The sequence below is a fragment of the Solibacillus kalamii genome, from assembly GCF_002174535.1.
GTDB classification, from domain to species: Bacteria; Bacillota; Bacilli; order Bacillales_A; family Planococcaceae; genus Solibacillus; species Solibacillus silvestris.
The window spans coordinates 66,759-90,536 of record NZ_NHNT01000007.1 but is presented as its reverse complement, the minus strand read 5'-3'; the positions used below and the strand labels follow the sequence as shown (position 1 = coordinate 90,536).

Genomic DNA, 23,778 nt, shown 5'->3' with positions numbered 1-23,778 from the left:
AGCAAATTGTTTCATACGTAATCATGTTAGCTCCTCCTGTACAAACAGTGATTTATTGTGTAACAGGTGGAAATAGACGATACATGCGATGACAACACCGATAAAGGCAAAGAGGCTAGTTGTCAGCTGAATCGTATAGATTTCCGCCAAATATCCAATGATCAAGGTTAAGATAATTTGCATTACGCTTTCTATCAGGCCAAGTGAACTGCCGAACCGTCCCATCATTTCAGTCGGAATTGTCTGCTGGTAAAAGGTCGCGTAGCCCGCATTGCTGAATGCCATAAACAGACCGAGCAATATAAAAGCAGCGACCGCAATCGTTAAATTAGGCGAGAAATAAAATGTGAAATAGGATAGTAACGTACATGTAAACCCGATGCCAATGTATGAGACGAGTGACAGATTATTGACGAATCGGGCAGCCAAATAGCCGCCGACAATGGCACCGATTCCCGTGATACCCACAATGATTCCGTAAACTGAATCCGTTACTTGATGAAAATCCTTCAAAAACGACATTTCCTGAGAATCAAGCGAATAGCAGATCATTAAAGCTGTTGAATATAAAATAAAGAACTGCAGTACCGCTTTTCGTTGCGAAATGAAAGTCCAGACAATCGAAAAATCTTCCCGGATGACAGCGGGTGTCAGTACAGTAGCGGTACCTGCCGATTTCTGCTCAACATTCGGCAATAAATACATCATGAACGCACTGAACAGCAGCATGACACCATTCACCCACATTGCCGCAGCAGTACTGCTCATGGCGATAATGGCACCGCTTAAAGCAGGTCCAATCATAAAGCTTCCCGAACCTAACATGCTGTTGATCGCATTAAACCGAAGACGATCATTTGGCAATACAAGTTTTGTAATCATAAATGTGCTGCTCGGATTGGCAAAACAGACGGCGACATTTGCCAAAAAGATAAAACTGTATATAAGCCAGATTTCCGAAAGCAGCGGCATCGTACAGACGAGACCTGCGCGGAAAACATCACAAGTAATTAAGATGATTCTTTTATTGGCCCTGTCTACGATCGAGCCTGCAAAAAAACTGCACAAAATTCGGGCAATCGGGCCAATGATATAGATACCCGCAACCGCAGCCGGGGATTCGGTCAAATGCCAAACCGATAAATTGAGAGCGATCAAGTAAATCCAGCTGCCCAATTTTGATGCGCCAAACCCAAACCATAAATAGAAATATTCTTTACGTAACGCCATCTCATCACCCCTTAGCTGCTCATTCGTTGACGAACTTTTTCACTCGCTTCCAATGCCTGCCTGTAGCAGTGACTTGCCTGTTTATAGGCGTGGAGCTGCTCATAAAACTGTCCCCATAATGGAGCATAGAACAGAATTAGCGAATAATACTGCTGTTCATTGAAATGGGTAAAAGCTTCATCCTCCAGTAATTTCAATCCGCGGATCGTATGTGCTGTATCAACCGCATACTGCAATAGCCTCCGCTGATAAATATGATGGGGGACAGTAAACCGAATCTCTTCATAGCGACTAAAAAGTGTTTTCAGCTGATCGAAATCCTTTTGTACAAAGCATGTACGCATCCAGTTGATCGCCGAATGCAAGTCTTCGTCGTATTGATTCGCCAGTTCATAATGTTTGGACGCTTCCGGGAAATTTTCCTGGCATTCATAACAGTAAGCGATGTTGTTATGCAGTGAGCTCCATTGCATCGGTGTTTGGATGGACTGGACATTTGACAGTAATTCAAGTCCTGCTTCAAATTCCTGAATAGCTTCACGGAATCGGTGCAAATCATTAAAAATTACACCTTTCATTGAGTAAAGTTTCAACTGAAACAACGGTTTATACTGGTGGGTAAAAAATTGCTGTGCCAGTTCAATATGTTCAAGGGCTTTGTGCAACTTGTAGCTTCGGTGATTCGCAAAAGCGATATGATAATGGTAGTTAGCCAGCTCAAACAGGTGGGCATTCGATAAATATTGCGCAAATTGATTTTCCGCTTCTTTAAGGGATAACTGTTCAAATTCGTGAAAAGAAAGATGGCCGAACGCTGTAATCGCTACGAATAGCTGCGTGATCCGATCTTTTTTCCAGTTGACGAGCGGCTCGACTTCATTGAGTATTGTTCTTGCATCATCATCTTCTTTTATTGAGTACAGGAAACGTGCATACACAAGCTTTGCCATCAGCTGTTGTTCAAATGGCTGCTCATCGTTTTGGATCACGGTTAATTGTTTAATTTCATCGGATGTTAGCTCGGTATTTGATAATAGTTTTCCGTATAGCTGCTCCAAAAAAGCGGTTTGGTTTTTCAATTGTTGTTCGAGCTGGTTGAAATCGATGCCTAAGTTTCCAAACAGCTGCTCATACATCGAATGTTCTGCTATAACAAGTCCGTTTTCAATTCGGCTTAAATAGGAAGGGGTACAAATGCCGAATGCTACGTCATCTTGTTTCCGCTTCTTTTTTTGACGATAATATTTTAATAGCTTTCCCCAAGCATGTTCATTGTTTTCCATAAAAACACCTCATAGTTAGTTTACCAAAATACGAACCGGGAATATTGCGAATTTTCTTTAAAAAAAGCACAATTAACGCTGTGAAAATGGTAAACTTACACAAATCATTAAAGGATTAGATATTTTAATTGCATATTCTGAAATAGCTCTATATGATAAGAAAATAAAAAAGGGTTTATTGTTTTATATGGGAGCTTAGATTGGAGAGATAGTAATGTTCTTTTACGAAGTAGATAATGAAATTCAATTAAAATTGATTACACAAAATGATGCAGAAGAAATCTTTGCTTTCATTGACCGTTCACGCGATTATTTACGCGAATGGCTTGGGTGGGTAGATAATACAAAAACTGTCGAAGATACACGCGATTTTGCCGCAATGAATTTATCAAAATTTGCAAAACGTGAAGGTCTCGATACAGCGATTTTTTATAAAGGACAATTTGTCGGGAAAGTATCGATTAATACGATTAACTGGTCTCTGAAAAAATGCGAGATCGGCTATTTTTTAGATGAAGAATTCCAAGGTGAAGGAATTATGACACGCGCTGTAAAAGGCATCATTGATATCGCCTTCAATGAATATAAGCTTGGGAAAGTCGAAATTCATGCAGCCGTCAACAATACGAAAAGCCGTCATATTGCAGAGCGACTAGGCTTTATGCATGAAGGGACAATCCGTCAGGCAGAGTGGCTGTACAATCATTATGTCGATCATGCGGTGTATGGTTTGTTAAAAGACGAATGGGTTGGAGAATATAAATAACTGATTTTGCCTCATCAGAAGTAACTGATGAGGTTTTTTGTCGTAAAAATTATAAATAATGAAACTTTTTCCATACTCATCAAGTATAGTAATTAGAATCTATTACATGTGAAGACATTAATGCCAATACATAAACATTTAGGCACACGAAAAAGTGCTTGTAATAGAAGAAAAAGCAGAAAGCAGGTGTGGACAATTGTCACAGCCAATTGTGGAAATCAAAAATCTGAATAAAACGATTAAAGGCAAACACATTATTAAAGATTTGAATCTTGACTTTTATCCAGGTCAAATAACGGGCTTTTTAGGTCCGAACGGGGCGGGTAAAACGACGACGATCCGAATGATGACGGGGTTAATGTATCCTTCAAAAGGAGAAGTAATCATCGATGGGAAACAACTGTCGACAAATTATGAAGAAGCGATCAGTAATATCGGTGTAATCGTTGAAAACCCGGAAATGTACAAATATATGTCAGGGTACAAAAACTTGCAGCACTTTGCCCGTATGCATAAAGGGGTAACGAAACAGCGTATTGATGAAGTCGTAGCACAAGTAGGTCTGCAAAATCGTATTCATGAAAAAGTAAAAACGTACTCGTTAGGGATGCGTCAACGTCTCGGACTGGCACAGGCGATGCTGCACCGTCCAAAGTTTCTGATTTTGGATGAGCCGACGAATGGTCTGGATCCGGCTGGTATCCGTGAATTCCGGATGTACTTACGCAAAATTGCGGTAGAGGATAATGTGGCAATCGTTGTATCGAGCCACCTTTTATCGGAAATCGAGTTAATGGTAGATCGGATCGCGATTATTCAAAATGGCGAGCTGATTGATATTCGCGAACTGCAACATGTCGCGGCAGCACAATATTATATTGAAGTCGGACAGCCGGACCAGCTTCAGGCAATGTTCGAAGAGCCGTTAACAAAAGAAAACGGCGGCTATGTAGTAAATCTGACAAAAGAAGAAGTGCCTGCGCTTGTTCGTAAATTCGTTGAATCCGGTATCGATCTTTATACGATCCAGCCGATTCAAAAACGTCTTGAAGATCAATTTATCGAGATGACAGGTGGAGGTGCTATCGATGCAATACGTTAAAAATGAATGGATCAAAATGTGGTCGCAAAAAAATGCTTGGATTATGTGCGGGCTTTTAATCGTGTTAATCGTATTTGTGGCTGGTATGAACAAATATTACGATGTGGATTCAAGTACTAAAGAGGCGCGTATAGCAGCAAACGAAGAAATGATGGCGTATCCGAAAGAAATGCTTGCTTCGGAAGATATAACGCAGGAAGATGAGCAATATTTCAAGGAAGAAATTGCTATGGCCGAATACCGTATCGCCAATGATTTGCCAGCAGCAAATGCCATGACATTTACAGAACATATGGATTTATCTTTATCATTGACGATCATGGTGACGGGAATTTTTACAGTAGTGATTGCGGCAGGTATCGTATCTTCTGAGTTCGGTACTGGTACGATTAAAATGTTGCTGACGCGACCTGTATCAAGATGGAAAATTTTACTTTCGAAACTCGTTGCGTCCATTCTTTATGGTATTGTACTCTTTGCCGCTGGAATCGTTGTCGCATTAATTATCGGGATGGCTTTATTCGGTACGGATAGTTCGATAGCGTTATCGATTGTTGATGGGCAAATCGTGCAGGAAACGGTGAAAAATACCTTTATTGAAACGACACTTTATTCACTCGGTTCTACAATTATGACAATTATATTTGCGTTCATGATCGGTACAATTTTTGGTTCAAGTACGTTAGCGGTAAGTTTATCGCTGTTCATTTTACTAATGGGTTCAACGGCGACAATGTTTATCGCCCAATATGATTTCGCGAAATACATTTGGTTTGCCAATGATTTATCATATTATGCACCGGGAAGTATGCCAATGATTGAAGGATTAACGTTTACATTCTCGTTAGTTGTCAATATTGTATATGCAGTTATTTTCTTGGCAATTACGTTCGGTTACTTTATGAAGCGTGATGTGACGGCATAGAGCAGAAAAAAATTCTTGAAAAAACAATATAGCGAAAAAATATTATTTATAAAATTTCCCATTCCTTTATCAAATTAGATTTAGGAAATGGGGGGAGTTTGTTTATTTTAAAAAGGCTGAAGTTAAGCCGGTATGGTGAGGAACAGGTGGATTTCCTCCGCTACCGACCTGTGCTGGATAACAAACGATAAGTATTTCAATTTACCATAAAAAAAATCATCGCTCGAAGTATTTAAATATTATTGGCAACATCGCTTAAAAGAGCTGTAAAAAAAATTTACTTATTACGTTTCAAATATCAAAAGATGTTTTGCGGGAACTTTGCAAAACATTTTTTTTTGCGGTTTTTATGGAAAATAAACAAATATTTTCATAAGGATATAGCAAATTTCATTTCTGCCTTTATACTAAAGATTAAGTCATTTGATTTTAGGGGATGAATGGGTGTTAAACGATAAATATAAAATTATGATGTGTGATCGAATTACTGAAACAATTCAAAATTGGGAACAGCAAAATACTGTTGAGGAACAGGAAATCTATACATTTCTTCATAATTTAAAAGGGACTGCTGGCTCAATTGGGATGGAAGGGTTATCTGAAATTGCGGCATCAAAGCTTGAACAATTAGAAGAAAAAAGCAGCAAACGTTGGGAAAAAGAAAACTGGAAAGCATTTTTATTTCAAATTGAAGAAACCGTAAGCTTTTTTGAAAAAAATGTGAAGCGCAATTCCACCGAAGAAAATGATCTACCTTTTATAAAGAGGTCGAAACAAAATAACTTTATACTAGTAATTGACGATGATATTGTGTTTGCTTCGTATATTAAAAATATTTTAGAATCAAAAGGTTTTATGGTCATTGTTGCCCATAATGGGAAAAGGGGTTTAGAGCTGATTTATGAGCTGAATCCGGCCCTCGTATTTTTAGATATCAAATTACCGGATATCAACGGATTTTCCATACTGGAGAATATTAATAAAATCAAGTCCAATCATATGTTTGTTACAATAATGAGCGTAGATGACAGTAAAGAAAACCGTGCAAAGGCATACGATCTGGGTGCGCTTGATTTTATAAAGAAACCTCTGGATGCCGATATTTTAATTTCATATGTAAGAAACCGTCTAGTTTTTAAGCAGGCGCTTGAACTTTCGATTATGACAGACGAACTGACACAACTTTATAACCGGAAATATATGAATACCCAGCTGGAATTTCTAATGGAGCAATTTGAAAAAAGAGGCGAACAATTTTCGATTGCGATTGCTGACATCGATTTCTTTAAGAATATAAATGATACATATGGCCACATCGTTGGTGATGAAGTATTAAAAGGCTTTTCGAACTTGATCATGTCGGCAAAACGGGAGGAAGATATTCTTTTCCGATTTGGTGGAGAAGAATTTGTTCTTGTTATGCCAAATACGTCAAAAAATACAGCTTTCAGTATTATGGAACGCTTGCGTACGATTGTTGGAAAACAGCCGTTTAAAGGGAATGAACAATCGTTTAATATTACGTTTTCTTCAGGAATTGCGGAAATTAATCATCAAAATAAACACCCGAAGGCATTAATTGAACAGGCTGATCAGGCACTGTATAAAGCAAAGACATCCGGAAGAAATCAAACGGTTCTATTTACAAAAGAAGAACAAATCAGCAAGAAGCAGAAATTGAAGCTTATTGTAATTGATGATGTAGCGATAATTCGAAACTTAGTGACGAACTATTTTAATAAACTGCAAATACCGGAAGAATTTACGATGGAAGTTGCTGCCTTTGAAAATGGCGTGAAATTTTTGGAGTCGAATTGGTATGAGAAAAATACAAAATATATTATTTTACTAGATGGCATGATGCCGCAAATGGATGGGATGAATGTATTGAAAAAAATCCGCGAAGAGTATTCTTCAAACGATGTCATTGTTTCGATGCTGACGGGCCGCAATGACGAGGAATATGTATTGGAGGCTCTTGCGAACGGGGCGGATGATTTCATCGTAAAGCCATTTAATATCGCGGATGTAACAAACCGAATGCTTCAATTAGCCAACCAATTATTTTTAAAAGCTCGGTAAAAGAAAGGAATTCAACGATGAATAAAATTTTAGTAGTAGATGATGAAGAAATTTTAAGAATGCTTATTTGCGATACATTGGAAAGTTTTGATTTTACGATTGATGAAGCTGAAAATGGCTTAGAGGCTTTGGAAAAAATGAAGGAAAATAACTATGATCTCATTATCCTGGATTATATGATGCCACACTTTACCGGATTGGAAGTAATAGAAAAGCTTTCGGATGAGTATAAGGCGAATACAACGATCGTTATGCTGACAGCAAAATCACAGGAATCCGACCGCCAGCTGGCATTGGATAAAGGCGCACAATATTTCATTTCCAAGCCATTCAGCCCGATAAAGCTGATTTCATTTGTAGAGGAGCTCATAAATGCCAAGACTGATTCCGACATTTAAGAAAAACATACGTAATCAATTTGTCCGTATGCTTTGGTCCATCATAATTTTATTTACCATTATTGTAGGGGCATTTTTCATTTATACGAATATTACAAATGAGCGGCTAATCAGCGAGCGGGAAGCGATTAGCGAGAAAGAGCAGCTCGTTCGGAAAATGAATGAAAGCTTCAATGATATATTTTTCCGTGCAAGAGGCTATTATGCATTTAAAGACGAAAATGAACTGAACATTTTATATGATCAAATGTCTGAATTTGAGGTGGAGCTGCAAAAATTTGGTGAATTGCCTCTATCTAGCGAGGAAAACCTTCTTTATGAAGAGTTAAATCAATTTATTGTGACTTATCGGAATGAAATATTGCCGAAAGCCGTTTCCTATGTGGAAGCAGATAATTATGAAGCGCTGCGTGAATTATCAAATAGCGGTGCGAATGAATCAGTAAACAGTTTTATTGCATATACAAAAAGTTATACGACAGAAACGGATATGGTTGTAAACGATCATTTTAACCGGACGCTTGATCAAATTAAGTTTTTAACCGTTCTTTGTATTTTTCTGTTTATTATCGTATTTATAATCATTGGAATTATTTTGAAACGGGTTATCCAAAATCTGATTTCTCCAATCGAAAAATTGACGACCGCAACGGATGCTTTTGCAACTGGGGACTATGTTGACATTTCGCCATTAAAAAATAAAGAAGATGAGCTCGGGGTATTGGCTACTTCCTTCTATAATATGACCCGTTCGATTCAAGAGAAGGAAGAAGTGCTGACAACGCAAAATGAAGAGTTAATGGCACAGCAGGATGAACTTCAAGGCAATCAGGAACAATTACAGCAATCCTTAAGCCATTTACAGCAGTATAATGAACTGAATCATGTACTGACTTTTACGTTGGATAAAGAGAAGCTGATAGAGGATCTACACAACTATTTACGTAGTATTTATGAATTCGATTCGAGCTTGATGTATTTAATCGACAGCGGTGAATTTGTATCAAAAGGATTGGCGAAAGAAACGACGGAACGCTTAATTAAACATCTGGAAATTGACAAGATTGCGCGACTCGAGGAAGAAAAGACATTTGTCATTTGTCGTGAGGTGAAATCGGCAAGCAATATCGCGAATACGACTTATAATGACTATGACTTGTACACTTGTATTATGAATTCCGAGAAGAAACTTGTCGCTATTTTAATGGCTACAAGAGAAGGGCGGAGTTTCTCGAGCAAGGAGTTAACCGACATCAATGGACATATGAACCAAGCTTCCATTGCGTTCGAACGAATATTCATGTATGAAGAAGTGGAACGTTCAAGAAAACTGAATCAGACCATCATCGATACAACCAATGAAGGAATTCAGTTTGTATCAAAATATGGGGAAGTACTGCTGCTTAATAAAGCATTATTTAATATAATTCGATATCCTTTTGAAGAAATCGATGATAAAGTACCACAACAACTATGGCTGAAGCATTTCCAGAAAATTGCTCAAGAGTCGGATGAGCTCGTTTACTTCCTGAAAATCGCGATTATTGAGGAGTTTACGAATACGAGAACGATGCGCTATTCCATTCAACAAGATGGTCGCAGTCCGGTTTTTGTGGAGGTTTATGCAACAAGTGTATTTGAAGGTGATGAAAAAGTAGGAACGATGTTTGTTCATCGCGATATTACGAGCGAATATGAAGTGGATATGATGAAGTCCGAGCTTGTAAGTACGGTAAGCCATGAATTACGTACGCCGCTCTCAAGTGTGTTAGGATTTACAGAACTGCTTTTGGCAAAAGAAATAAAGCCGGAACGTCAGAAAAAATATATCGAAACGATTCATAAAGAAGCAAAGCGACTAACAAACTTAATTAATGATTTTTTAGATATCCAACGAATCGAATCTGGGCAACAAGTGTATTCAATGAATAAGATTTCATTAACTGCCTTAATCGAGGATGTGCTGAAAAACTTCCAGATTGATCCGCATCATAATATCCGTTTTGTTGATGAATCGACAAATGCAATTGTTAATGCAGATGAAGAGCGTATCATCCAGCTCTTGTTCAATTTAATCGGCAATGCGATAAAATTCTCCCCTAATGGCGGCGAAATAATAATTAGCATGCAAAATATAAATGAGATGGTGCAAGTTTCCATTCAAGATCGCGGAATTGGAATTCCTGAAAGTGCAATTCCGTCATTATTCCAAAAATTTAAGCGCGTGGACAACAGTTCGCGACGCAAAATCGGTGGGACCGGTTTAGGACTTGCGTTAAGTAAAGAAATTATATCCAAGCATAAAGGGGACATATGGCTTGAATCGGAGGAAGGTATAGGGACGACTATTTTCTTCACATTGCCATTGTATGACCAAGAAATAGTAGAAAACCGAAATGAGCTGACTGAAGAAAAAACGATATCAAATCGTACGGTAATGATTGTTGAAGATGATTTGAGTTTAGCGTTATTACTTACTGAAGAGCTGAAAAGCAAAGGTTTTACCATCATTTATCATGATGACCTGAAACGTGCCTATGATGATGCCATCCAAATTCCATTAGTAGGTATTGTCATCGATTTAATTATGGGAGAAAATATGGATGGATGGGATTTGGTCGAAGCTTTAAGAAATCATAAAAATACAAAGGAAATCCCAATTATTATTTCCTCAGCATTGGACAAATCAAGCGTCAACATGGATAAATACAATGTTGAAGAGTATTTTACAAAGCCCTATCCGCCAGAAGAACTTTCAACACTTTTATTAAAATTTGTGAAAGATCAATAAAGGATCTGCTAGGTAAAGGAGGTGGGGAAATGGCAGCGAGAATCATATTTCATTTGGATATGAACAGTTTTTATGCATCTGTTGAACAGGCGCATAATCCAAGTCTGAAAGGGAAACCGATTGCCGTAGCGGGGAATGTAAAGGAACGGCGCGGCATTATTGTGACAAGCTCTTATGAGGCCCGAGCGAAAGGGATTTATACAACGATGAATGTCGGGGAAGCAAAGCGCAAATGTCCGGAACTCCTGTTATTACCTCCCGATTTTCCAAAATACCGGGCAGCAAGTGCAGCGATTTTTTCAATATTACGAAGCTATACCGATTTAGTGGAGCCTGTATCGATTGATGAAGGCTATTTGGATGTAACAGAACGCTCCAAATCACAGCATCCGCTCCAGTTGGCCGAAGAGATTCAGGAGCGCATTTTACATGAGCTCGATCTACCATGCTCCATTGGTATTGCCCCTAACAAGTTCCTAGCAAAAACGGCATCGAACATGAAAAAGCCGCTCGGAATCACAATCCTCAGAATTCGCGAGCTACCGGAGCTTTTGTGGCCGCAGGAAGTTGTGACAATGCACGGTGTAGGGGAAAAAACAGCGAAGAAGCTGAATGGACTCCAAATTTTTACGATTGGTGATTTGGCACAAGCGGATGAACGGCTGTTAATCCGGAATTTAGGGAAAAACGGGGCTCGCCTGATTAAACGTGCAAACGGCATTGATTCGCGGCCGGTTGATCCCAATGCGATATTTGATACGAAAAGCGTCGGCAATTCGACGACGCTTCCAAGGGATGAGACGGAATATTATATTTTGAAAGAAACGTTCGAAAAGCTGAGCAGAAGTGTCGCTGAGCGTCTGAAAGTGAAGTATTTGGCAGGGACAACGGTGACCATACAAATACGCAATTTTGACTGGCAAAATGCTTCACGCAGTAAAACATTGCGGAATGCAGTCAGTCAGGCCGATGAAATATTTGAAATCGCCTGGAAGCTGTTTACCGAAAACTGGGATGAGACACCTGTCCGACTTATCGGCATTACCGTATCTAATGTTGTCGATCAATCCGAATTGACCCAGCAGCTCAGTCTTTTTAATTTTGAACAGCATATTAAAGACGAGCCTATTTTGGAACTAGTCGATAACATTGAGAAGAAATTCGGAAAAGGGGCCATTAAACGTGGTGTCCGGGTGAAATCAAAAAGTTACGCATCGAAAACAAGCTTCAGCAAGGATTTTCTGGAAGATCATACGAATTAAACGCAAGCTGTATTAAAGATAAACTTTAATACAGCTTGTAATGTTTAAATTCTCCTAAACGCATACATTGTATTGTGAGAATAATTTTCATTTAGTTAGGTAACTACGAAAGACCCATGTTATAATAGGATTGATATTATGCTTCAGGAGGACACTATGCGTATACATCCTATCCGATTTTTACGAATAATGGGCTTACTCGATGGGATTTCGCTCATTACATTACTACTTATTTCCATGCCGCTTAAGTATTTCGCGGATTTACCTCAATTTGTGACGGTAAACGGCAGTGTACACGGCGGTATTTTTATAGCTTATTTTCTCGCAATCGTCATCGTGCAACTGCGCATTCAATGGCATATCGGCTGGTCATTTTTAAGCGTGTTAGTTGCATTTATCCCATTCGGCAATTTTCTGTTCGACTATCAACTGAAAAAAATGCAGCCGACATTACATACAAAGCCGTTTCCGAAACATTGGCTCGTTTATGCGATCATTTTCTTTTCCTTTTTCGATCTGTTCGTCCAGCTGCCGATTATGAGCACTTATGCATTGTCGGTCGGGGCGACAACGTTTGTTGCGGGGATTGTTGTCGGTCTTTATTCATTTACGAATACGTTCGGCAATATTTTCTCCGGTATTTTTACTGATAAAATTGGGCCATTTCACATTTTAGTATTTGGCCTGTTTACGTCTGCAATTTCGTTATTATGCTACCAGCTTGTTGATAATGCGACGGTCCTTTTAATCGTTCGATGTATTCATGGGTTCAGTAGCGGGTTTATCACTCCGGCTGCCTTTACATTACTTGCGAATATGCGTGCATCCAGCGAACAGGGGAGTGGAAGCGCGGTTACAGGCTCGTTTGTCGGCATTGCGGCGATTGTCGGTCCGGCTTCAAGCGGAATTTTAGCGAGTAAAGTTTCCGTGCCGAATGTGCTTGGAATTGTTGCGCTGTTTGGCATTGTTTTATTGATAGGCTTGTTCTTGTTTTTACGTAAATCACCGTTACCAAAACGCGACAAGAAACAGGCCACCGAAAAGTTCAATTGGAACAGCGGTATTTTAAAAGCGTATGGCGGCGCATTTTTCCTTATGTTTTCACAAGGTGTTCTTGCGTATTTATTGCCGATTTACGTGCAGGATTTAGGGTATGACTCCCGTGTATCCGGTACATTACTAAGTGTATTCGGAATTGTCGCTGTCTTGATCTTTATATTACCGACGAACAAAATTTTCGATTATTTAAATCCGCAAGTGACATTGTTTGTCGGAGTGCTATTACTCGGACTTGCTCAGATTGGCATTGGCCTGGCAACAGAAATGTCCTGGCTGTATGCAATACTCGCAATTTACGGGATCGGGTTTGCATTTTTATTCCCTTCTATCAATGCCCTGTTAATTGATGCAACGACTGAACAAACTCGCGGCAAAGCATATGGTTATTTTTACGCGTTCTTCTCCATTGGGGTAGTTGCAGGGTCTTCACTATTAGGTGCACTTGATTTAGTGGGAACATCCGGCTTTGTCTTTACAGGGACATTATTATTCAGTTTCTGTATCGTTGTTCTTTTTTCATTTATGAAATCAGGTGCCGCATTTGTAAAAGTTCAGCATAAAGAAAAAATGCATCATTCATAAATACACGGTTTTTTCGTTTTGAAAGAAATTTCTTTCTAATGCGCTTTAAACGATAGTCATGTATACTGGACTAGGTGATTTTTTATGGGCGAATATGGAATCGAAAGGAATTATAATCATGGTACAATTACATTTAGAAGTTTTAGAACGATGCAGTAAAGAAACAGAAGATACAATTACAGCCGAAAGTAACGCTTTTGCATCAACACCGATCCACTATTTAAAGGACAACCAAGGGGAATTTATTTATGTGGAATGTACTCAATTCAATGATATTCGAATCGATGCGGTAGCACTTGAATTTGATGATGCATTTAATCTATATACGGCATTATTCGGCTTAAAACTGCAAAAGAAACATGGTGAAGTAATTCGTCAATATTTGAAAGACAATGTGAAATCTGCATTAGGAAGCAGCAGTGCAGCGTTCTCTGGTCAAGAAGGACTTTGGGAACTGAACATTGCGGTTGACTGCATTGAGGGCTTCCATGAGAAGATGACGATTACGGAAGTTTGTGAAATGCTTTATCAATTTGTTGCGCAATTAATAACGACAGTCGAGAAATAAATGACGCAAAAATATTTATATAGTTTTACTTGGCAAAGAGATGAATATGAACTTTCACGTTTGGAAATGCGCACATTTTTTAACTTTCACGTGGAAGGAAATGTTCTAATTAGTCAAGAAAAAATAGAGCCGAGTCGTAGTCCGTATATGCGTTCACGTTTGGCCGTTTTCTATGAAGCGAGTTCAGTAGAACAGATAGTAGAAATGGCGTCACAGCTGGAGCTTGGAGAAAAGACGTTTAAAATTCATTGTTTAAACAATAGTGATGATGGAATTCAGCCAAAACTGAATCGCTCGATGCGAAACGACTATATGATTCGTGTCAGCTCGGCAATCAATGCCGAACCGGATTTGGAAAAGCCGGACGTAGTATTGGGTCTTGTCTGCCATGAGGAGCACTATTATTTAGGAGAGCTTACATACGGTGAAGCAGTTTGGCTGAAGCATATGAAGAAGCCTGAAATGTATTCAACAGCACTGAGTACAAGGGATGCACGAGCGATTGTCAATATTGCGGTACCGTTTCCGGACGGACTAAAGGTGATTGATCCTTGCTGCGGTATCGGTACGGTGCTTGTGGAAGCGATGAGTATGGGGATTGCGATTAAAGGGCGCGATATCAATAAACGTGTTGTTTGGGGGTCCCAAATTAATCTCCGCTACTTTGGATATGAACCGAATGTAGAAATCGGTCCAATTGAAGAGGCAAATGAAGGCTATGACGTCGCAATTATTGATATGCCGTACAATTTATTTACGCATATTACGAGTGAATTACAGCAAAGCATTATTACGAATGCCCGCCGTATCGCAAAAAGGGTCATCATTGTGACAATCGAATCGATGGATGATAAAATCCACGAAGCCGGTTTAACGATTATCGACAGAGCCATATTAAAAAAAGGAAAATTCGAACGGCAAGTTTTAATATGTGAATAGAAGAAACGTTTCAATTCAGTGAATACCTGGATTGGAACGTTTTTTATTTGACACTGCATTTTATACATGGTATATTTATCTCGAATTAAAGATAAACGAATTCGTAATAACAGGGAGGAGGTACTTTATGAGTAAATATGACAAGCAATTAAAAGCATTTACTGTTTTACATCGGGCACAAACTTCTATCCAAGAAGCGACGAAAAAAGATATCCAGCAGCATGATCTGAATTTAACGGAATTTGCCGTAATGGAATTGCTTTATCATAAAGGAGATCAGCCTATCCAAATCATCGGTAAAAAAGTATTGATCGCTAGCAGCAGCATTACGTATGTCGTCGATAAACTGGAGAAGAAAAATCTCGTTGCACGGGTTGCCTGTCCGACAGACCGCCGTGTTACATTTGTATCGTTAACGGATGAAGGAAAACAGATGATTGAATCGATTTTCCCTTCACATGAAGAGAAGATTGCATCGATTTTTGATGTGTTATCGGATGAAGAGCTGCAAAACTTTACAGACTATTTAAAGCGTGTGGGACATCATGCAACTAAATTTTAACGTAATTAAAAGCATCGTAACCGGTGCATTTTTCTTAAACTAAAATCTCGATATTGAGAAAATGGAGGCTATACAGATGAACCATATTAAAGGGATTCACCACGTAACAGCGATTACAAGCAGTGCAGAAAAAAACTATGAATTTTTCACATATGTATTAGGAATGCGACTAGTAAAAAAAACAGTCAACCAGGATGATATTCAAACATACCACCTGTTTTTCGCGGATGATAAAGGGTCTGCAGGAACAGATATGACATTCTTTGATTTTCCGGGCATCCCGAAAGGACGTCACGGTACGGATGAAATATACAAAACAGCATTCCGTGTGCCAAATGATGCGGCACTGGATTATTGGGTAAAACGTTTTGACCGTCTGAAAGTACAGCATGAAGGAATCAAACCATTATTCGGTAAACAAACATTATCATTTGTCGATTTTGATGACCAGCAATACATGCTCATTTCAGATGAAAACAATGAAGGGATCGCTTCAGGTACACCTTGGCAAAAAGGTCCGATTCCATTAGAGTTTGCGATTACAGGCTTAGGTCCGATTCATGTACGCGTTTCGAACTTTGATTATTTCAAGGAAGTACTTGAGAAGGTATTAGTAATGCGTGAAACAGGTAAAGAAGATTCACTGCACTTATTTGAAGTAGGTGAAGGCGGTAACGGGGCATCGGTTATTGTCGAGCACAATACAGTATTACAGCCTGGCCGTCAAGGTTTCGGTACAGTTCACCATGCCGCGTTCCGAGTAGAAAATACAGCCGTATTACGTGAATGGATCGGACGTCTTGAAAGCTTCGGGTTCGGTACATCAGGCTATGTGGACCGCTTCTTCTTTGAATCGCTCTATGCACGTGTAGCACCAGGTATTTTATTTGAATGGGCAACGGATGGACCGGGATTCATGGGCGACGAGCCGTATGAAACAGTAGGGGAAATCCTTTCATTGCCGCCATTTTTGGAAAGCAAACGAGAATATATTGAAAGTGTTGTGCGTCCGATTGATACAGTTCGCTCAACAAAAACAATCGAGAAGGAATACGAGTAATTCGACTATCAAAATGAGAATGGAGAATGTCCGATGAACTATATTTTCAACAAAGGGAAAGAAGACAAGCCGGTATTTTTACTGCTGCACGGGACAGGCGGGGATGAGAACAGTTTGCTTGCACTGACAGAAATCATTGATCCGGAAGCATCGGTTTTAAGTGTACGGGGCAATATTTTAGAACATGGAATGCCACGATTTTTCCGTCGTTTAGCTGAAGGTGTGTTTGATATGGAAGACCTCGCTTTCCGTACGAAAGAGCTGTATGAATTTATCGGCAAGAAAGCAGCAGAATACGGGTTTGACCGTCAAAACATCATTGCGATCGGTTATTCAAATGGTGCCAATATCGCAGCGAACCTGTTGTTTGAATATGAACATGCATTAAAAGGTGCGATTTTGCATCATCCAATGGTCCCGAATCATGAAGCAACGGTTGCGAAACAAGACGGCACACATGTGTTTATCGCGGCTGGAGTGAATGACCCGATTTGCCCGCAGCAAGAAGCGATTGATCTTGAACGCTATTTGGCGGATGCAGGGGCGAATGTAACGCTGGAATGGGAATCGAACGGTCACCAGCTTACGATGAATGAAGTACAAAAAGCGAAGGCTTGGTATGAGCGCACGTTTTAATTAAAGATTGTTCAAAAGGCCCTTTCCGGTTTAAGGAAAGGGTCTCTTCTTTTTATATGATAAATCATAATTAAGGCGTAATTGGAGAGTCAATTTGTACAATTAGCTATTTGTACATACTCGGCCTGTATATTCTGTACCCAGTGGTTCCACTTTAAGCTTTTCATAAATTTATTTGCAACCTATAATAAATACAACGATAGTAAAAAGCTTCTACATGAGGCAAACTAAACTCGTGTTAGGAGGAAATGACATGCAAATCCAATTTTTAGGTACCGGTGCAGGGATGCCGTCAAAAGAGCGCAATACGAGTTCCATTGCATTCAAACTGTTGGAAGAACGGGGCTCCATTTGGCTGTTTGACTGTGGGGAAGCGACACAGCACCAAATATTGCATACAACGATTAAACCGCGCAGAATTGATAAAATCTTTATTACTCATTTACACGGCGACCATATATTCGGGCTGCCCGGTTTTTTGAGTTCCCGTTCCTTTTTAGGCGGGGAGGACATGCTCACGATTTACGGGCCGGCCGGATTACAACAATGGATTGAGCAAACATTACAATTATCGAAAACCCATTTAACGTATCCGATTGAATTTGTCGAAGTAAAAGATGGAATCGTATTTGAAGATGAGAAGTTTACGGTACGTGCACTGCCCCTTCAGCACGTTGTCCCATGTTTCGGCTACCGGGTTGAACAAAAGCCGATGCAGGGCGAGCTGCTGATCGACAAGGCTTTAGCATTAGGTGTGCCAAAAGGTCCGTTATTAGGCCAATTAAAAGCAGGTCATTCAGTACAGTTGGAAGATAGCACTGTTGTCAAAAGCAGTGATGTAACGTCACCACCACAGCCAGGGTTCACTGTTGCAATTTTAGGGGATACAAAGTATTGCGAGAACAGTATCCGTTTAGCACAAAATGCAGATGTTGTCGTACACGAAGCAACCTTTGACCATTCCACAATTGAACTGGCGGGCAAGTACGGGCATGCGACAAATACAGAAGCGGCAAAAATAGCCAAAGAGGCACAAGCGAGACATTTGCTGTTGAATCATATAAGCGCCCGTTTTTTGAAGCATGATCTGATTCCGTTTTTGGAAGAAGCAAAAGCGATCTTCCAAAACAGTTACTTAGCAAATGATTTCAGCCAATATGAGTGGCGGAAAAACGAATTGCTGGAAATTGAATAGATGAATTTAATGGAGGTGTATAGTAAACGGGATGAATGTTTACTATATGCTTCTTTACTTTTTTAAGAGAATTTTGTTCAATTACAGAAATATTCCGCTATAATGGAGAAAAGGGGGATGAATGATGCAGCAACCGACAATTTCACCGAAACTATTACGATTGCTAGTTATTTTTCCAAATGTCATGAGCTATATTCTGTTATTTGGGGTCGTTGTGTACATACGAACAAACTTGGAAATGCTGAAGGCGACAGACGGCTTAACGACGTGGCTGATCATTGCGGCTGTATTAGGCCCGATTTCACTCTATACGACATTCAGTATTGTGAAGCGGATTAAGAATGGAACATTGTAAAAGGTTCCAGTTCACAAAATGAGAAAACAACTATTTTTTTTGATTACATTCCAAAACACTCAGTTATTTTTTGAACTGAGTGTTTTTTATTATCTACTCTCTAATAACTCGAAGTAACTGCAATCCATTAGATGGATTTCCAATATATCCCGATATCCAACGAGGGTAGGGACTGAAATATGCTAATATAGGCCTAACCTTGTATAAAGGAGGATTATTTTGAATAAGTTCGGTAGAGGATTTGTAATATTTTTAGGAATTTTGCTTACTATAATTTCAAGTATCGTATCAGGTGTGAATTTCTTTGATTTTAGTGGTGGTAAAGGCTTAAATACAGAAAAAATAGAAAAGAATTTAGAAAAATTAAAAGGCTATTCTTGGTTTACTGAAGTATATAAAATGGAGGAGCATCAGCGTTCATTTTATTTAAGCTTAAAAATTAGAAAGTACTTACAAAGTTCTATGCGTGTAAATAGATTAATTCGTTGTGAAAAAGAGCGAGTAAAGTTTATTTTAATGTTAGAAGAAGTGGCCCGACTACGTAATAAATGATTATTTAAATTTACCTTGTGAACTGGTTGTTAAAGAATAAATTTATACGGAGGAAAGGCACATGAAAAAAATAATTCTCTTTAATCTATTATTTTGTATAGTAGTTGTTATTGTTGCATTCAATTATTTTAATATTAAATCTCGAGGCGCGGTTGTATTCAATTATGTGGAAGACTACATGGAAACTAACTATGGGATTGATCGGGAAAATATCATTTTAGTAGAAAATAATTACCGAAGAGGAATGGGGTTGTTTGAAATAGAAGTTAAAGATGTAGTTACGGAAACCTATTACTTTTATGAAGTCGACATTAGAGATGACTATTCATTATATTATATTAGAGATCTTTCAGAGCTACATCGTAAAAATAAGGCTGATCAAGAAGGGTGAGAGGTGGGAAATGATGAAACAAATTTATGCTTTTGAAAGTATTCCGGATTATGAAAACTATAAAGACGAAATCGATTTATTGAATAAAAAATTAAAGACGTATAAAGAATTGTTAATTAACCAATTTGAGCTCATAGAGTTACCCAAATCAATCGTTTGGACAAGTAGTAAGAATGCTATTACCGTATTTTCACAAGTTCCTGTGCCCGCCTATACTAATCGGGAAACAATTTATATGTCGCCAAGTGTTAGCGAATGGAAGGCATTTTACCTTTCCCAATTGGATGGTGAGGAACTGGAGCATAATGATGAAATTCAGTACATAAATAATTATTTCCAATCACTGACGATCGATGATGTTTTTTGTATATTAGCACATGAACTTACACATCATATTGAACTCTTTCCTGATGAGTTTGAAGAAGAGCGCCATAATAGTATTTGGTTTGAAGAAGGAATGTGTGAATATCTCTCTCAAAGAATGACATTAACGGAACATCGATATACAGAATTAAGAAAAATTAAAAACTTGATGATTAAAATATTTAAGCCAAAGTATGGCGATTTTTCATTAGATGATTTTGGAATAGGTAGTTATAATCAGACATCGTTAGCTTCAATTATGCTGAATTATTGGAGAAGCACCGCTGCAATTCATTTTTTAGTAGAATGTCGCAACGAAGGCGACGTAAAAAAGGTATTTAGCAAATATGAAGAATGGCATGAAAAAGGGAGACAGCAACCTTTAACTGAATATTTTGGTGTGGAGAAATTTTAAAACCAACTATCGGCGGAATTCATGATGATGAATTTCGCCTTTTTACTTAATAAAGTGAAGGTGTATCCGTTTCACTAAATAAATAATCTGTTTGTGCTAATATAATCAATAAGTCTTTGCTTTAGGAGGTTCACATGAATTTGATCGCTCAACATCCTTATATTAAAGTAGAAAGAACCGTGACAAGTACTGAACAGTTTGAAATTGTACATGACCGGATCATTTATTTATACAATGATAAAGTCGTTACACAAAATAGAGAATTTCCGATTAAAATTGTAATGGATTTTTCATACCGAAAAATTGCAAAGCAGGGAGGGATCCTTTATTTACATACGCTGCAAGGTGTATATACGTATATTGTGAAATCCTCACCTGAAGCTTTCATTAATGCATATAGGGAATATTTTAAGTGAATGCAGTATTTGAAGAATTAGTTTTTTATGGTAGGATATAGGCGGTGACCGATTATTATACTTAAATAAAAGGCTTATTTGGATTTACTATTCCAGTGCATAATGAGGTGGGGGAAGTTTGTTATATTTAACGCTGTTAGTAGGTTTGGTTTTGATCGTAATGACAACGAAGCTTACTCAAAAATTTAATTTTTCAGGCATTTGGTTAATAGTTGGGCAAATTAGCGCATCATTAATCATTGTTTTGTTTGGTGATCTAGAGGTTAGTTATATTAATCAAATTGAATTAGGATTATTAGCGATTCCATTTTCTTTATTATTCCTAGTAGGGTTTACTAATGTGATGAATATCGAAAAAGAGCAACAACCATTAATCTTGCTGTTGCCATGTATTTCATTACTTTGTCTTTCCATTGCGGCTCTGTTGATGGGGTATACATTTGCTTCAATTTCCGGACTATTTGCTGTGTTAACTATTATGTTGTGTGCTTTTATTTCAGGAAAAAAATTTTTAGGAAGAACCTTTACTACATCTATAGGTTTTGTAATTGCAGTGCTATCACTGTCTTTACTTAAGCTTTCTTTTGTCACAATTTACATTCCAATTTTTACTTTGGCATTACCGTTAGTAATTTATCTTTTCTTACAAAATAGATTAAATAGCGCACAGTCAATGATCATTAGCGCTTCAGTAGCTGTTTTGTTTGGTTTACTGATGTTTGTAATTCCCTTTAATATAATTTGGTATTTGGTAGTTGGGGCAACTGTTATTTTGGCTATTTCCCAATTCTCCCGTAAGTATCGATTTATTTAAAATTCATTTGGCGCGATTCTGAAATTGGAATCAGCGCTTATTTATTTTCTAGGGTTAAAATTTTGTACAAATAATCCTATGTAATTTTAAAGAATATAAAACTGAAGAAAAAAAGAAAGAAGGTAACTGATGGGTATACTATTCGCTATATTATTTTTCGTTGGCCTCTTTGCTATATATGATTTAATAAGAAGAATGAACAATAATATTCTGGAACAGACGGAAGAAATAAAGAAATTAAGATAAGAAATAAATCAAAGAGATTATAAATAATGTAAAGCACTCTTGGATAATGTTTTATCGAAATAACAAATTTAAATTCTTAAGTGGGAAATCTTGCAACTATTAAATTTACGAAAGATAAAGCGAAACCAGTTTTGAATTATAATTCTATTTTCACTGCCTATAATAAAGTTATAAAAACTGAAACGCCCACAAATTTCGGATTTATGTATGTCGAAGCTAACGGTTTAGTAGGTCGTCATGAAGCACCTGTTCCACGATTGTTTATCGTGATTGAGGGAGAAGGTTGGGTTCAGGGGGAAAGTGACGAGAAGGTTAAAATGCAAAAGGGTGAAGCTGTCTTTTGGGAAAAAGGAGAAAGTCACGTTTGTGGTAGTCAAAAGGTTTCACTGCTATTGTTATACAATCAGCAGAGTTACAAATATAATATGGACCATTTTATACTTGATTATTATTAAGTAAAATTGCAAGCTCAATATTGGACTTATGAATGGTTTATAATTCGTTTCTTTATGTAAAAATGAATTAGGGAGGGATAAGTGATCATTGAACTATTAATTGACGAAGTACAAGAAGCTCAAAAATATACTAATTTCGTAATATTAATGCCAACATTACCTGAATCGTATAACCTCAAAAATATTACATTAAAAAAAGAAACCAATAAGCAACGTTCTTCAATTCGATATGAAATACATAGTAAAGGAAAAGTCCTGCGAATTAAACAATTTTTTTATGATTGGGCGATACCCGTAATTACAGCAGATACAAATTTAATACACCAAGGGAAGTCTTTTGAAATAGAAGGTATTGTCGGTTTTATTGGTATCGATTACAAAGGGAATCAAGCTGCTAGTTTTTGTAGATGGTTCACTAATATTGAACTGTCTGTAATAGCGGGTATTTTTGATGAAAAAGAAATTTTAATGATATTACAAAGTTTAAAAGCAGTTGATAACGATTCCATTCGCACTATAGGTGAACAGTCTTATACGTCCTGTAGTTATACCGCTCGTTATAACAAATCGAAATGGGATACAGATGACGAAGTTTCTCGTGTAACTTGGTATGAGGCTAACCAGAAAATACGAATTGAAGAGAGTCTGAGAATTAATATGCCTACAACATATAATGAATTTTTTTTAGACTCAATAGGTTATAAAGAAAATGAAACTGGATCAGAGCATCATTTTTTATATCGTTCTCAAGAAGATTTTACAAACGGATTTTGGCTGTGGATTGCCCCTAGAGAATTATCAGATCCGCTCCCTCAGTTTACAGGCCATAATATTGGAACAAGGCAGAGCTGGAATATCAAAAAAGTAAGAGGGTCTATTTTAAACATTCCTGTTAATGAAATTATTTTGTGTCGCCAAAATACCAAATATAGGAGCTGGATGGTACATTGGGAGAAAGATAACTATATTTACCACTTTTATTCTAGAGCTAGTGTTAAAAATAATATTCGAGAATTCCAATTGTTATTTTTAGAATTGTATTCTAAGTAAAGAAATTTATTTGTGAGATTTAGTTTAAAAGTGATTTCCACAATCGGACGCAATTCTATAAAAAAGTACAATAAAATTTCAGGAGGTAGAGAGTGAAAAATATACTTGGTTTAATAATGGGGTCTATAGCAGGCTGGCTAATATGGGGGTATTTTACGGATGACTTTTCATTGGAAAGGTTTTTCATGTTTTTAATGGGCATCATTTTAGGATACATAATCGGTAGAAGTAGACCAAAAGAAGAAACTATATAAGTACATAACTGGTACGACACATTCGTA

The 23,778-nt window shown here is 37.8% G+C and carries 25 protein-coding genes; 23 read left to right on the top strand and 2 right to left on the bottom strand.

The features are described 5' to 3' along the window. Nucleotides 1-21 precede the first annotated feature (21 nt). Both CBM15_RS11405 and CBM15_RS11400 read right to left on the bottom strand, forming a co-directional pair. Nucleotides 22-1,230, bottom strand: coding sequence for an MFS transporter (locus CBM15_RS11405; protein ID WP_087617609.1), 1,209 nt, complete (start codon nucleotides 1,228-1,230; stop codon nucleotides 22-24). An 11-nt stretch (nucleotides 1,231-1,241) separates the two neighbouring features. After that, complete coding sequence (locus CBM15_RS11400; RefSeq protein WP_087617608.1) at nucleotides 1,242-2,513, bottom strand: helix-turn-helix domain-containing protein; 1,272 nt, start codon at nucleotides 2,511-2,513, stop codon at nucleotides 1,242-1,244. A 214-nt stretch (nucleotides 2,514-2,727) separates the two neighbouring features. On the opposite strand from CBM15_RS11400, the gene CBM15_RS11395 reads away from it, so the two are divergent. The 23 genes from CBM15_RS11395 to CBM15_RS11280 all read left to right on the top strand — a co-directional run bounded on the left by CBM15_RS11395 (nucleotide 2,728) and on the right by CBM15_RS11280 (nucleotide 23,751). Continuing rightward, the gene (locus CBM15_RS11395) at nucleotides 2,728-3,279 is read left to right on the top strand and encodes a GNAT family N-acetyltransferase (protein ID WP_008407924.1); all 552 of its coding nucleotides are present in this window, start codon (nucleotides 2,728-2,730) and stop codon (nucleotides 3,277-3,279) included. A gap of 196 nt (nucleotides 3,280-3,475) precedes the next feature. Then, the gene (locus CBM15_RS11390; RefSeq protein WP_087617607.1) at nucleotides 3,476-4,381 is read left to right on the top strand and encodes an ABC transporter ATP-binding protein; all 906 of its coding nucleotides are present in this window, start codon (nucleotides 3,476-3,478) and stop codon (nucleotides 4,379-4,381) included. Further along, entirely contained in the window at nucleotides 4,368-5,306 is a 939-nt protein-coding gene (locus tag CBM15_RS11385) for an ABC transporter permease (RefSeq protein WP_087617606.1), read from the top strand. The genes CBM15_RS11390 and CBM15_RS11385 overlap by 14 nt, the downstream gene beginning before the upstream one ends. A gap of 444 nt (nucleotides 5,307-5,750) precedes the next feature. Continuing rightward, nucleotides 5,751-7,388, top strand: a complete 1,638-nt coding sequence (locus CBM15_RS11375; RefSeq protein ID WP_087617605.1) for a diguanylate cyclase — start codon at nucleotides 5,751-5,753, stop codon at nucleotides 7,386-7,388. 17 nt (nucleotides 7,389-7,405) lie between these two features. After that, a complete protein-coding gene (locus tag CBM15_RS11370; protein WP_008407909.1) occupies nucleotides 7,406-7,786 on the top strand; it encodes a response regulator transcription factor in 381 nt (126 codons plus the stop codon). After that, nucleotides 7,761-10,577 carry an ATP-binding protein gene (locus tag CBM15_RS11365; RefSeq protein WP_087617604.1) on the top strand — a complete coding sequence of 939 codons (2,817 nt, stop codon included), beginning with the start codon at nucleotides 7,761-7,763 and terminating at the stop codon, nucleotides 10,575-10,577. The genes CBM15_RS11370 and CBM15_RS11365 overlap by 26 nt, the downstream gene beginning before the upstream one ends. 29 nt (nucleotides 10,578-10,606) lie before the next feature. Further along, a complete protein-coding gene (locus tag CBM15_RS11360; RefSeq protein WP_087617603.1) occupies nucleotides 10,607-11,839 on the top strand; it encodes a DNA polymerase IV in 1,233 nt (410 codons plus the stop codon). Between the two features lie 156 nt (nucleotides 11,840-11,995). Then, a complete protein-coding gene (locus CBM15_RS11355) occupies nucleotides 11,996-13,480 on the top strand; it encodes an MFS transporter (RefSeq protein WP_087617602.1) in 1,485 nt (494 codons plus the stop codon). Between the two features lie 118 nt (nucleotides 13,481-13,598). Beyond that, the gene (locus CBM15_RS11350; RefSeq protein ID WP_087617601.1) at nucleotides 13,599-14,048 is read left to right on the top strand and encodes a protoporphyrinogen oxidase; all 450 of its coding nucleotides are present in this window, start codon (nucleotides 13,599-13,601) and stop codon (nucleotides 14,046-14,048) included. Continuing rightward, on the top strand, nucleotides 14,049-14,987 hold the full coding sequence (locus CBM15_RS11345; RefSeq protein WP_087617600.1) for a TRM11 family SAM-dependent methyltransferase: 939 nt from the start codon (nucleotides 14,049-14,051) through the stop codon (nucleotides 14,985-14,987). It abuts the gene before it with no gap. Nucleotides 14,988-15,114: 127 nt separating this feature from the next. Beyond that, nucleotides 15,115-15,549 carry a MarR family winged helix-turn-helix transcriptional regulator gene (locus CBM15_RS11340; RefSeq protein WP_087617599.1) on the top strand — a complete coding sequence of 145 codons (435 nt, stop codon included), beginning with the start codon at nucleotides 15,115-15,117 and terminating at the stop codon, nucleotides 15,547-15,549. A gap of 76 nt (nucleotides 15,550-15,625) precedes the next feature. Further along, entirely contained in the window at nucleotides 15,626-16,609 is a 984-nt protein-coding gene (locus tag CBM15_RS11335) for a ring-cleaving dioxygenase (protein ID WP_087617598.1), read from the top strand. 33 nt (nucleotides 16,610-16,642) lie between these two features. Further along, the gene (locus CBM15_RS11330) at nucleotides 16,643-17,245 is read left to right on the top strand and encodes an alpha/beta hydrolase (RefSeq protein WP_087617597.1); all 603 of its coding nucleotides are present in this window, start codon (nucleotides 16,643-16,645) and stop codon (nucleotides 17,243-17,245) included. 253 nt (nucleotides 17,246-17,498) lie between these two features. After that, a complete protein-coding gene (rnz, locus tag CBM15_RS11325) occupies nucleotides 17,499-18,440 on the top strand; it encodes a ribonuclease Z (RefSeq protein WP_087617596.1) in 942 nt (313 codons plus the stop codon). Between the two features lie 124 nt (nucleotides 18,441-18,564). After that, on the top strand, nucleotides 18,565-18,795 hold the full coding sequence (locus tag CBM15_RS11320; RefSeq protein WP_087617595.1) for an acyl-phosphate glycerol 3-phosphate acyltransferase: 231 nt from the start codon (nucleotides 18,565-18,567) through the stop codon (nucleotides 18,793-18,795). A 219-nt stretch (nucleotides 18,796-19,014) separates the two neighbouring features. After that, nucleotides 19,015-19,347, top strand: a complete 333-nt coding sequence (locus tag CBM15_RS11315) for a nitrite reductase (protein ID WP_087617594.1) — start codon at nucleotides 19,015-19,017, stop codon at nucleotides 19,345-19,347. A gap of 61 nt (nucleotides 19,348-19,408) precedes the next feature. Then, the gene (locus CBM15_RS11310) at nucleotides 19,409-19,738 is read left to right on the top strand and encodes a histidine kinase (RefSeq protein WP_087617593.1); all 330 of its coding nucleotides are present in this window, start codon (nucleotides 19,409-19,411) and stop codon (nucleotides 19,736-19,738) included. 13 nt (nucleotides 19,739-19,751) lie between these two features. Beyond that, nucleotides 19,752-20,516: a hypothetical protein gene (locus CBM15_RS11305; RefSeq protein ID WP_239534806.1), complete on the top strand. Its 765-nt coding sequence runs from the start codon at nucleotides 19,752-19,754 to the stop codon at nucleotides 20,514-20,516. Nucleotides 20,517-20,650: 134 nt separating this feature from the next. After that, entirely contained in the window at nucleotides 20,651-20,932 is a 282-nt protein-coding gene (locus tag CBM15_RS11300; RefSeq protein WP_087617591.1) for a hypothetical protein, read from the top strand. 118 nt (nucleotides 20,933-21,050) lie between these two features. Beyond that, entirely contained in the window at nucleotides 21,051-21,746 is a 696-nt protein-coding gene (locus CBM15_RS11295; RefSeq protein ID WP_087617590.1) for an MraY family glycosyltransferase, read from the top strand. Nucleotides 21,747-22,123: 377 nt separating this feature from the next. Continuing rightward, complete coding sequence (locus tag CBM15_RS11290; RefSeq protein ID WP_239534807.1) at nucleotides 22,124-22,447, top strand: cupin domain-containing protein; 324 nt, start codon at nucleotides 22,124-22,126, stop codon at nucleotides 22,445-22,447. Between the two features lie 81 nt (nucleotides 22,448-22,528). Next, nucleotides 22,529-23,497 (top strand): hypothetical protein, encoded by a 969-nt coding sequence (locus CBM15_RS11285; RefSeq protein WP_087617589.1) that lies wholly within the window; start codon nucleotides 22,529-22,531, stop codon nucleotides 23,495-23,497. Nucleotides 23,498-23,589: 92 nt separating this feature from the next. Continuing rightward, complete coding sequence (locus CBM15_RS11280; RefSeq protein ID WP_087617588.1) at nucleotides 23,590-23,751, top strand: tRNA U-34 5-methylaminomethyl-2-thiouridine biosynthesis protein; 162 nt, start codon at nucleotides 23,590-23,592, stop codon at nucleotides 23,749-23,751. Nucleotides 23,752-23,778: the final 27 nt, after the last annotated feature.